Origin of the sequence: Methylobacterium sp. E-045 (genome assembly GCF_022829685.1) — a bacterium.
Lineage (GTDB): Bacteria > Pseudomonadota > Alphaproteobacteria > Rhizobiales > Beijerinckiaceae > Methylobacterium.
The window spans coordinates 1-12,227 of sequence record NZ_JAKSYE010000107.1; the positions used below are offsets into that span (position 1 = coordinate 1).

A 12,227-nucleotide genomic window follows, 5' to 3' on the forward strand; every position below is an offset into this window, starting at 1 on the left:
GAACCGACATCGGTGGCGCCCAGGGCACGAGCTCCACGCGTTCCACCCTCGCGACCCAGTACAACAACCTGCTGCCGCAGATTTCGCAACAGGCCCAGGATTCCGGTTACAACGGCGTCAACCTCCTGTTCCGCAACAGCAACTCCGCCAACGAGAACACCCTCAAGCTGACCTTCAACGACAAGGGCACGTCGACCCTCGACATCTCCGGTGTGAAGTTCGATGCCGAACGTCTGGGCCTCAAGGGAACGACCAACAACTTCCAGTCCGACGACGAGATCAACACGGAACTGAGTCAGTTGACCGCGGCGACGGCCTCGTTGCGCTCCCAGTCCTCGACCTTCGGCTCCAACCTCTCGGTGGTGCAGAACCGTCAGGACTTCTAGAAGAACCTGATCAACATCCTCGACACCGGCTCGGCCAACCTGACGAACGCGGACCTCAACGAGGAAGCCGCCAACTCCCAGGCCCTGTCGACCCGCCAGTCCATCGGCATCTCGGCCCTCTCGCTGGCCAACACGGCCCAGCAGGGCATCCTGCAGCTCCTCCGCTAAGCGGATCAGCTGTCACGACGATGAGCGGCCGGGGGACACCCCGGCCGTTTTTTTATGCGCGCACGGCCCCTCCCCGCGGACACCCTGCGGCGGCGACGAGCCGCAGCGCCTTGCGCGCGTCGACGGTGCGGCCCTTGCCGAACTCGGCCGTCACCCGCGTGTCGGCGGTCCCGCAACCGCGAACGGCCGAACACCAACGGCCTCGCGCACGCGTCCACCCGGGATCCCGGCCCTGTCGACCGCCCTGCCCCGCATGCCCGTCCACGGCCCGCGGCACGGCCACGCGACGCGAAGGTCGACGAGCGGCCTCCATCCCCAGATCGCCCGGCAGCGCCCCTGGTCACGCCAGCATCGGCATCACCCTCGGTTCGTACTCTCCCGTGATGCCGGGAGTGTAGAAGGGTGCCGCCGCGAAGGTTGACGCTGCCATGCGCGCCGCCATAGACAAGGCGGCCGGACGATCGGGTAGCAATCCGGTAGCAATGGACGAAAAGTCCAAGCATCGGCAAAGGCGAATGATCCAGCCTTCGCAACGGCTTGGAAGGGTGGCCGAGTGGTTTAAGGCAGCGGTCTTGAAAACCGCCGTGGGGGCAACTCCACCGTGGGTTCGAATCCCACCCCTTCCGCCAGCGATCTGTCATAAGTCATTGTTTTCAATGAAGAACCCAGCTTAGTATTGGGTTGCCGACCTCAATTTACCCCACATTTTGTATCGGCTTGTGTCGGCTAAAGTTGGATCGCGCTGGACTTCGCCTCGCGCGCGCGAGGCCGAGCGCTTGGGGTGCATGAAGCGTTCTGATCAACGCGACTTTTTTGCCCAGAGGCGCTGATCCCCGGCAAGGAGGTCTCGTTTGAATGGCGAGCAACCGCTCGAGGCACGCGCCTACATCGGATTACTGCCTGTACGAACTCCCTGCAGTCCAGTTTCGGGATCGCGGATGCGTGGCAGCGTGGAGTGGCGTTCGGATCACTCGATGATCACGACGCGGCTCTGATCCAGGGTTGGAACGACGTTGTCGGCGCGGACGACGACATCTGGCATCTCGGCGATTTTGCAGCCGGTGCCGTGCTTGCGTAGCCGCTTCGTCAGCACGCGAGCGGCAGCCTTAGCATCCCGCGGGCGGGCGGCTGGCCGCTGTCGCTTGCCCTCCCGCCCCCAGGTCGGCCCCGCGATGCCGTAGCCGCTTCCTCAGCGCAGCATCTGGCGCAAGAGGCGGGGGGGGATGCGTCACGGGGGGGCTCGTCGTAGTCGTTGCAGACGAGACTGAGCCGCGAAGGCGGGCGAGCAAGAGATGGGTGGCGGTAGGACGATAAGCGCATCACTGGGCAGCCGAAGGAGAAATCAGGTAAGCCCGTGATGCTACGGCTGAGGGTCACGCTAGGGCGTCCACCTGAGGTGTGCCGTTAGCTCCGGCAGAACCTGTGCTAGCGCACGCCGACCACCATTCACGTATCGACGCGTCAGAGGTAGAGCTGGCGCAAAAGCGGATTATTAGGAGGTATGCCGGTCAGGTCGGAAGAACGAGTGGCCACCGCCATCTGGCCATTGCGCACGCTGGGTCGCCTGAAGCCTTCGAGCAACGCGGCAGAGAAATCGGCCGCCTGACAACGAGCACGACCTCGGTCAAATCGTAATCTGCAACTTGACGTCAGTGGTCGAGCTTCCGCCGCCGTCCGGGAGGATGTACGCCTGGTGACAACGCCGGAAAGTGAAGCCGGCAGGGGGAGGCCAGGGCGATGCCCAGTGCTTCAGTGCATGGTCCAAGAGGCGACGCCTGTGAACGATAGCGTCCCGCTGCATCAATCCTATGAGCGTCTCCGTGAGCGTTTGCTCGACATGACGCTGCGCAATCCGATGCTGAGCTACAAGCATCGTCCGACTTCCAGGCGTCAGTTGCAGATTGTCGATGAGGTGCCGAATGAGGTGTTTCGACATCTAACTAGCGAGGCGAGCCTCATAATCGTTCCACTGGCGGAACCGGATGACGTTCCGCGTGACGAAAAGACGACCGAGTTTGCCTCCGCACTGACTTACGCCAAGGCCACAGACACTGATTTCCAAGTGGTCCTGCGTGAGGCCGACGAGGCTGAGGCAGACAAGGCGGAGGGCATCATCGCGAAAGGCGAACGGTCTCTCCGGGACCGGCTTCGCGAAGAACTTAGTATGACGAAGGTGGATCGGAAAAAACTTGTCGATCCGGTCCAGCACGCCCGCACACTGGGCATCGATCCCTCGTTCGAGCTGCCGCGAGAGGCGTCTGCCAAGCAGCATACCGACCGACAGCTGCAAACGCTCAAGTTTCCCAAGCCACTGGATGCCATCCTCGAAAAACTTCGTAGCGACGCGCGGTTGGCCGAACAGGAAACGGGCCTATCGACCTTATTTTTGGTCTTCGGGTTTCTCGAGTGGACAGAAAAAGAGGGCGGCACCAAGATACTCGCACCGCTGTTGCTTTTACCTGTGCACCTTGAGGTGACGCGTTCTGAGCTCGGCAAGATCACCTACGAGCTCACCGCGACCTCGACCGTTCCCGAAGACAATCTCAGCCTTCGGAAACGGATCGACAGGGACTTCGGATTGAAACTGCCAGAGGTATCGGCCGATGCCGAGGGTAGTTTCTCCGTCGAGGCATACTTGGCGGAGGTGCAAAGCCGTATCGGGGACCTGAAGGGGTGGCGCATCCGCCGGTTGCTGACTGTCGGGCACTTCGTGTTCGGGCGGTTGGCCATGTACGCGGATCTGGACCCCCAACAATGGGGGGCGCCCCATCCTGGTGAGACCGACCTCGTCGGAGCAATCATGCAGGGTGCCGAGGGCGGCGATGGCGAACTGCTGTTTGGCACCCGCGAGGATCACCCAATCGACGATCCTGCCATCGCAGCCAAAGCGCCCTTCCTAATCCAAGACGCGGACGCCTCGCAGCACAGCGCCCTCATCGACGCGATGGACGGGAAGAACCTGGTCATTCAGGGGCCGCCCGGTACGGGTAAATCACAGACGATCACGAACCTTATCGCCAACGCGCTGGCCGCGGAGAAGACCGTCCTATTCCTAGCTGAGAAGCAGGCTGCGCTCGAAGTGGTCAAGCGCCGTCTCGACGTCGCTGGCCTCGGCGATTTCTGCCTCGAGCTGCATTCGGACAAGGCGTCTCCAAAGACGGTGATCGAGCATCTCAAGAACCTGCTCGGTGACGATGCGGAACACGGCGTCTTCAGCAACCGCAGGCCCGATCCGACTCTTCTCGCAGCGCAGCGGGAAGTGTCGAGCTATGCAGTGGCGCTGCATCGTGAGGCAGAGGATGGCGTCAAGCCCTTCGAGCTCATGTGGCGGGCAATTCGCGCGCAAGGCGAGGACCCTGGAGCTCTTGCAGCCTTCTCGGGCGTCGACTTGCCTCAGGCACACGCGGACAGGCTGCATGAGGCGGAGCGGGCGCAGACCACGCTCGCGCTCTACGCGGACCTTGCGACGGCCTTCGCGGCGGCCCATGGTGCGCCTGAGGCCTCGCCCTGGAACGGACTCGCCTTCGGCTCGCAGATAGGGCCGGGTATGTCGGCCGCATTGACTGACGATCTCTATCGTTTGCGAGGCTATGCCGACGAGGCAAGCGCCTACCTCGCCTCCGTCGCCGATCTCGGATTAGTTCAGTTGCAGGGGGTCAAGCGCCTCGCAGGCGCCATTGCAGGGCTGACCGGCGCCACTCCCTCTCCGATCCTGCTGAACGTGCTGCGCACTCAACCCTCGGACGTCATCGCCGAGTATCTTGACGCTCGCGCACACGTGCGGAACCGTTATGCGGTACTAAGGGCCACGTCCCCGGAAGGCGGCCTCACCGATGCCCAGCTCGCCGCCGTCGACGCCCTCACCGCGCTGTTCACGTACGATGGGCGCTCACCCCGCCGCATCCGCGAGGATGCTGCGGCAGCAGTTGTTCAAGCCGAGCGAAATTTCTCCGAAGCGGAAAGCCAAATCGCCGAGGCGAGGGACCAGCTCCCGCTAGCCCAGGGTTCGGTCGTCGAGGCGGAGGGTCGACTTGCGGAAGCAGAGTGCCAGTGCAACGAAGCAAGGGATAGGGTAACCGAGGCCCACCGAGAACTTGTCGAATCTCGAGGCGCCTTCGCATCAGTTCAGCTTAAAGTGGTCGAGGCCGAGGGCCTTACGGCAGCCGCACACCGACTGGCTGAACCGTTTCTCCAGATGATCGGCGTGCAGGCGACGTCACTCGAAGGAACGCGCCCTGCTGTCTTCGCCGCCGCGCAGGAGATTATTCAACTCACCGCCAACGAACGGCCCTGGTTCGCCCTTCAGCCGATGGGTGATTTTCAGGCCGCGCACGGTGCATGGCGCGGGGTCGTCGCGGCGGAGGATGCTTGGCGCTCCCGATACCCGGGTGCAGCGACCCCTTGGCCGACCTCCGAGCACCTGAGGGCCGTGGTCGGACTGCTGCGGCAAGGCCTCGTCGCGCGCTTGTTTGCAGTACGACGGCGTCAGACGATAGTGACCGCCGCAACTCAGCTAGGGGTGCCGGCTCTCTCGTCGACGGAGGTCGCGACGCTGGAGGATCTGGCGGCGCACGTCGAGATACTGCGCGCTTTCGCGGCGAGTGAGGAGCACCGGCCCGCGCTGGGCCGTCATTGGGCCGGGCTCGCGTCGCCGTTCGACCAAGCCGTCCGAGGGCAGGAGCGCAAGCGCAGCGCGCTGTCTCGCGTCCGCGTCCACGCCGGTGGTGCCGAGATTGCCGACCGCTTGGCCTCCATGGACGAGGCAGATCTCGCGATAGCAGCCGAAGCCGTGCCGGGGCTCGATAGTCTACGTCGTTTGCCTGAGGGGCAGCTTGCAGACGCGCATAACCAGCTCAACCGCCTACAGGCAGAGCTCCGCAGCCGACAGGAGCAGGCCGAACGCACAGAAATTGCCGTCAGGGAGATTGAAGACCAGCACAACGCGCTCAGTGCGGAATTGCGGCACAGGCGAAAGCACGCGGAGGGCGTCGCGAGAGCCGCCGATCCAGTTGGGATGCTGGACCGGCTACGGACCGAACTCGCCAAGAGGCGGGATATGGCCATCCAGCTCTCAGCTGCTGATCCCGGTGGCGTCCTTGTAGCTCGCGATGAACCACTTTCGGAGCTGATGCGTGTCGCAGAGGCCGAACACGAACACCGGGCGGCCTTGACCCGGCTCGAGGACAATCCCCTGCATGCCCATCTCGCAGGCTTCGAAGGGGACGAGCTCCCTATGCTGGTGCGTGCCGCGACCAACTGGCTCAACGTCGTCACACGCTCGAACGATCTCGCGCCAGTGCGCGAGCTGTTGCTCGGCGAGGGCGCGGGGGGCACGATCACGAGGCTACGTGACGCGGTCGCGAGGGGCGAGGCGGCGAGTGAGCATCTCGACGAAGGCCGAGCTATTCTGCGCGAAGAGTACGGGCTGGAGGCTTTCGGCAACGCTGCGCCTAACGATCTCCGCCAGCACCTCGACGATTTGCTCAAACACCGCGCCGAACTGCCTACCTTCATTGGGATGCACAAGCAGCGTCGAGAGATCACGCAACTCGGCCTCAATCAATTCGTCGAGCGGGTCCAAGAGGCCGGGATGCCGCACGGGCGCCTCCCCCAATTATTCTCACGCCTCCTCTCCCAGCGGCGCGCCGAGTGGCTGCGCCGTCGCGACCCGGTGCTCTCGCAGGCGGACGGAAGCCAGATCGATGCGCGGCGGCGCGCGTTCGCGGATGCCGACCGTCGCAAGATTGAGGGCGACCGCTTGACGATCCGCGCGAAGCTGGTTGGCCGGGTTCCACTGCCGGGCAACGGCTATGGTCCGCGAGGGACGTGGACGGAGGGCCCGCTTCTAAAAAATGAGATGAATAAGCAGAAGAGGTTTGTCCCAGTACGCGACCTGATGCGGCGCGCGTCCGCAAGCCTCCAAGAGCTAACGCCTTGCTTCATGATGTCCCCGCTGTCCCTGGCGAAGTTCCTCCCCCGCGGCCAAGTCCACTTCGATCTTCTTATCGTTGACGAGGCGTCGCAGATGCGCCCGGAAGATGCGCTCGGCGCATTGCTGCGTGTCAAGCAGGTCATCGTCGTCGGCGACCAGAAGCAGCTCCCGCCCTCGCAGTTCTTCAATCGCTCAGGAGGGGCTGAGGCCACCGTCCCCGACGACGAGATGATCGAGGATCTAGACGATGAATCCTTCCTCGAAGCCTGCGCCAAGTCGTTTCGCGAGACCCGTCTGCTGAAATGGCATTATCGTAGTCGCTGCGAAAGCCTGATCGCGTTTTCTAACCAGGAGTTTTACGGCGGCAATCTCATTACTTTCCCCTCCGCTCAGCCCCGGTCCTTCTCGGTCGATCTTGTGCGACTGCAGGGGCGCTACGCGTCGGGCCGCAACCCTATGGAGGCCCAAGCCGTCGCCGAAGAAAGCATCCTGTTCATGCGCCAGCACGCCGACGCGGGGGCCCCGCTTTCCCTCGGGGTGGTCTCGGTCAATAGCGACCAGCGCGACCTCATCGAGGAGGAGATCCGGCGACTGGCCTCCGAGGATGAGCTGGTGCTGCGCTATCAGGAAAAGGTCGCCGCACGCGGGGAGCCCTTTTTCGTCAAAAATCTCGAGAACGTCCAAGGCGATGAGCGGGACTACATCTTCATCTCAATGACCTACGGACCGGCGGTGCCGGGCGGGGTTGTCGCGCAGCGGTTCGGCCCCATCGCAGGTAAGCATGGGCACCGACGGCTTAATGTGCTTTTCACCCGCGCTCGGTTGCGGATCCTGATGTTTGCCTCCTTTGGGTCGAAAGACGTGCGTCCAAGTGAAACGAGCACCGAGGGGGTTCGCATCCTCAAGCGATATTTCGAGTACGCGGAGCGCCGTGGTTACGTCGAGGTCGCCGATGACGCGCAACCCGACAGCGATTTTGAAGTCGAGGTGGCCCGGCGCCTGCGCGCCGCGGGTCTGCAGGTCGATCACCAAGTCGGCGTATCGGGATTTCGCATCGATCTTGGCGTGCGGCATCCGGACGACCCCGAGCAGTTCATCGCGGGCATCGAGTGTGACGGCGCCCGCTTTCACTCCAGCAAGAGTGCCCGCGACCGCGACCGGCTAAGGGAAGAGATTCTGGTCGGGCTTGGCTGGAACATTGTCCGTGTCTGGTCGACCGACTGGTTCGACAATCCCGACCTTCAGACCACCAACATGTTAAGGCGCATAGAGGAATTGCGCGCAAAGCCCCTCCCGACCCTAAGGGGCTATCGGCTGGCATTGGCTGGGCAGACACCAGATCTTGGCGAACTCCCTTCCGTTGAGGCGAAGGTGCCCGCGGCATCCGAAGCTGAATCCCGGGCCGACGTCGTGCTCCACGATGAGTCCAAGCACGTCGCTGCCACGGTGAAAGGCCAAGGTGTCGGCGAACTCATACCCCACCCTGAGCATCTTATAGACGGTAACGATCCACTTACCGCTGAGGAACTCAGGGGGGCGCTGCGGTACTTTAGGGAGACCATCATCGCGGCTAACCGCGAGGCGTGGAAGCCTGAGCGATCTGTGTTGAGGGAAAGTATGATTGAGACCCTGGTCGCGCAACGGCTCGATGACTCATCTGACTGGTTCAACAAGGTCCCGAACTACTTGCGCGTTGGTACCGACGCGAATGAGAAGCGAGTCTACATAGACCGGATCTGCGACCTCGTTGCAAGACTGCGTGTCTAATATACGAGGTCCGCTACGTCCCCCCCAGGCAATTTACCAGAGTAAGGACTTTCTATGCTCACCCGTTTCCTGCGGAATATTTTTGGCGGTCGTAGCTCTGCAGCCTCAGAAGTATCTTTTCCCTTGGAGCCAACAGACGGCAACGTCTTTTTGGCGTTTCGAAAGAATGAAAATTGCTTTCACTGCGGCAAGTGCATGTGGCGTAGCGACACAAAGCCGGCAGGTAGCGAGCGCAGACTGCGTTGTGTAAATTGTGGTCAGGGCGTTGTAATAGGAATCCATCGAGCTCACGCCACAGCTCCTGAGCCTATTATGAGGCGACTCTACGAGAACGAAATGCAAAGGCAAGAAGACCGCTTTGAGCGCATGTGCGCAATCCATGACTCAAGCTTTATGCCACCCCAGCCTTGACGGTCTACTTCGTCTTCTTCTCGCAATTAAAATACTACAACAGCTCTTAGCTGCTAATCTCCACGGGAAACTTAAACTGAGATGGAATATGGAGTTTCGTTTCGGTTCTGGCTGCTCGGCTGAATCAAATTAGATATGCGGCAGCTCGTTTCCGAACGGTATGCGTATCAAAGAAATGAATGAACATTGGCTCGCGACGCATAAGGCAGCAAGCGGCGCAGGTCATGAGCGCACCGCCAAGTTCGTTGCTATGTTGGCTCGGGGGGAGACCCTTCACGTATCGAACTGGATCAAAGTTGCTATCAAGCAAGCGGCATGACAGGGGTGAGCAATACAGCATGACCGTTTTTATCGCCCTCCTGCACGCAATCAACGTCGGCCGCACAGGCAAGAAGGGGCATGCAGGAAAACGCTGAGCAAGGCGAAAGCCACTGGGTGGACCTGCACGGAAAAATATATGAAGCCGCTCTGGATCAAGGTATGGGCAGGAATAGGATTCTGTTGAGCTAGGCATTTCTTTTGTCTATGATTTAACTCGGAGGAAACATGCAGATCAGCCTAGCACTCAGCAATATTGAACATCAAAATCTTGTCCTTCCGGAGTTCCAACGTGAATATGTTTGGACAATCGAACAAGCAAAGGTTTTAATAGGATCGTTAATGAGAGGCTGGCCGGTTGGCGGGTTATTGCTTTGGAGCACGGCGAACCCTCCTGAGCTGAAAAATGTGTCAGTTCTACCCAATCAAATTGGAACAGTCCAGGTTCTTCTAGACGGACAACAGCGCCTTACGACGCTGTACATGCTGCTTACAGGGGAAATTCCAAGATATTATCGCCCAGAAGAAATAACTAATGATCCAAGACAGCTTTTCATAAACCTAGATAACGGTGATCTTCAGTACTATCAGAGCAAAATGAGCGGAGACTTGAAGTGGAGATCCGTAACATCCTGCTTCAAGGAGGCAATTAATGTCTTCGAAATAGCAGATAAGGTAGCGCCTGAAGCAGCAGAAAAATTAGCTGCCGCATCTCGCTTTAACGAGACTTTAAATAAACTTAAATCAATTGCTAACATCGATCTTCCTGTGCAAACAGTTCCTCCTACCGCGAGCTTAACGGAGGCGATTACGATTTTCGACAGAGTCAATAGTCAGGGTACCAAGCTCACCGATGCGGAACTGGCTCTTACGCATGTGACCGCCAAATGGCCACAGGCCCGACGTGTACTTAAAAAGAAGATGGAGGAGCTCAGCTCTAACGGATTCTTTTTCAATCTAACTTTTATGACTCGTGCTTTGACGGTGGCTGTGACGGGCAGGGCTTTGTTCACCGAAATTCATGGTGCCGAAAGATCCGAATTGGAAGCTGGATGGGCCAAACTATCAAAAATTCTTGATTATCTATCGAATTTACTGCCGGCCCATGCTTTTATAAATTCTACCAATGAGCTTAACACCACAAATGCGATCATTCCTTTAATTGCGTTTCTGCGGCAGCAGCATCAGCTTCGTTTTCAGACCGCTGACTCGATCAAGCATGCCGTAAACTGGCTGCACAGCGCGCTCATATGGGCCCGCTATACCAGCCAAACCGATCAACGACTTGAAGCCGACATTGGCATTGTAAGTCGAGAAATTGCTCCTTGGGACGATCTAAGGCGAGCAATTCAAGAACAACGTGGCCGTCTTGAAGTGAGTTCTGTGGATCTCGAAAGCCGCGGAGTACAAAATCCTTTGTATAGGGCTGTCTATTCCCTCGTCAAAGCTCACGGCGCAAAAGATTGGTTCAACGGGGTGCCCTTGAGTCAACCCGTAGGGAAATCCTTTAGCATTCAGAGCCATCATATCTTTCCGCAAGCACTATTACGAAAGCCCAAAGATAAAGGGGGGGCAGGATTTGGATCAGGCAGCCTTTCCCATGATCAGCTCGTAAACGAAATTGCGAACCGAGCGTTCTTGACTGCAACTAGCAATCAGTTTTCTTCCGATACTTCACCGTCCGAGTATCTTCCAAAAGTGGAGGCTGCCTTTCCCGGAGCCCTAGCCGCGCAGTTTATTCCAGCCAATCAGGATTTATGGCAAATTGATAGATATGAGGATTTTTTAAAGGCGCGACGTAAGCTTATCGCAACAAGCCTGAACGAGTTTCTCCGTTCTCTCATTACCAAGCCTGAGCTTCCTGGCGTCCGCCCGGTTGAGGAGCTCGTCGCCCTTGGCGAGAGTTTTACGCTTGAATTCAAATCTAGCTGGCAATGGGATACAAAGCAAAATGTTTTAAACAAATCTCTTCGGCAGTCTTGTCTAAAGACAATCGCGGCTTTTCTCAACAGCGAGGGTGGAACTCTTATCATCGGCGTAGACGATGATGGGAATTTACTCGGTTTAGAAAAAGATCTCTCAGTGCAGGATAACTCGACTGACAAGCTACAACAGCAGATAATTCAAGGCATAATTGACACAGCGGGAACGGCGGCGGCAGCTCTTGTTCGAATCCGATTTGAAAAATCGAGCGGGAAAGAAGTTGCGATACTGGATGTGGATCCTTCACCTGAACCAATATATTCAAAAACAGATAAAGGCGAATTATTCTTTTGTCGACTGGCTAATACAACGCGCTCACTTGGGCTTGCGGAGGTGCAGGGATATGTTGAGCAACACTGGTCAACTTAGCTGTCAGACTTACAGAGCTTGTCTCTGATGCGGCCTGCCCGTTGAACATGGCTCCCGTTTATTGAAACATGAAGGTATACCCTGACGTGACGTAACATCGTCCGCATCGGTCATCGTAACATCTGGGTTGACACCGGCTATTTGTGACAAGGTAGCCTCGAGCCTAAAGCTTGAGGTTACAAACTATGGCTCGTATCGGTTACGCCCGCGTCAGTACGCTCGATCAGGACCTCGACGGGCAAGTTGCCCGGTTGAAGGCCGAAGGCTGCGGGGTCATTCGTTCGGAGAAGGTTTCGGGCGGCAGCCGTGATGGCCGGGCTGAATTGGCGACCGTGCTTGAGTTCCTACGGCCCGGCGATGAGCTGATGGTCACGCGCCTTGACCGGCTCGGCCGCGATACCCGGGACGTCCTGAACCTTATTCACGAGGCCGAGCAGCGCGGCGCCCATGTCACCGTGCTCGACCCGCATGTCTCGACCCGAGGCGAAATGGGCCACGTTGTTCTAACCGTGCTCGGCATGGTCGCGCAGATGGAGCGACGGTTCATCAAGGAGCGCCAGCGCGAAGGCATTGAGCGCGCGAAAGGCAGCGGTGCTTATGTCGGCGGCAAGCGCCGCCTCGACCGCGACCGGATCATGTCGTTGTCGAAGGCGGGCAATGGCGCCGCCGCAATCGCTGCGGTCTTGGGATGCTCGCGCATGCAGGTGTATCGGGTTCTGCGGGAGACTTAGCAGATCAGGTCAACCAATCTACGCCCGCCCTTAATCCGATGACCCTTCGCTTCGGATCACTATCGTCTGGCGTCGCGGCGAATTGTAATCACGCGCCCATGGTCGTGACTGCACGAAGGCTGGGCGCACGTTCAGCTTCAATCCCTAAGCGTGGCGCTGTGG

At 59.1% G+C, this 12,227-nt stretch carries 4 protein-coding genes, 1 tRNA gene and 1 pseudogene; 5 read left to right on the plus strand and 1 reads right to left on the minus strand.

Translation table 11 applies throughout. The features are described 5' to 3' along the window. Together MKK51_RS20355 and MKK51_RS20360 are read left to right on the plus strand one after the other, a co-directional pair. Positions 1-554 (plus strand): annotated as a pseudogene (locus tag MKK51_RS20355) (flagellin); the annotation flags it as partial. A gap of 539 nt (positions 555-1,093) precedes the next feature. Next, positions 1,094-1,183 (plus strand) — tRNA-Ser (locus MKK51_RS20360). Between the two features lie 338 nt (positions 1,184-1,521). Here the strand turns inward: MKK51_RS20360 and MKK51_RS27420 are convergent. Beyond that, a complete protein-coding gene (locus MKK51_RS27420) occupies positions 1,522-1,647 on the minus strand; it encodes a hypothetical protein (protein WP_313898822.1) in 126 nt (41 codons plus the stop codon). 684 nt (positions 1,648-2,331) lie between these two features. Here MKK51_RS27420 and MKK51_RS20365 point away from each other — a divergent pair. From MKK51_RS20365 to MKK51_RS20375, 3 genes are all read left to right on the plus strand, one after another. Beyond that, the gene (locus tag MKK51_RS20365) at positions 2,332-8,253 is read left to right on the plus strand and encodes a DUF4011 domain-containing protein (protein ID WP_243980266.1); all 5,922 of its coding nucleotides are present in this window, start codon (positions 2,332-2,334) and stop codon (positions 8,251-8,253) included. Between the two features lie 957 nt (positions 8,254-9,210). Continuing rightward, positions 9,211-11,334, plus strand: a complete 2,124-nt coding sequence (locus MKK51_RS20370; RefSeq protein WP_243980268.1) for a DUF262 domain-containing protein — start codon at positions 9,211-9,213, stop codon at positions 11,332-11,334. A 185-nt stretch (positions 11,335-11,519) separates the two neighbouring features. Further along, entirely contained in the window at positions 11,520-12,065 is a 546-nt protein-coding gene (locus tag MKK51_RS20375) for a recombinase family protein (protein ID WP_243980270.1), read from the plus strand. Positions 12,066-12,227 lie beyond the last annotated feature (162 nt).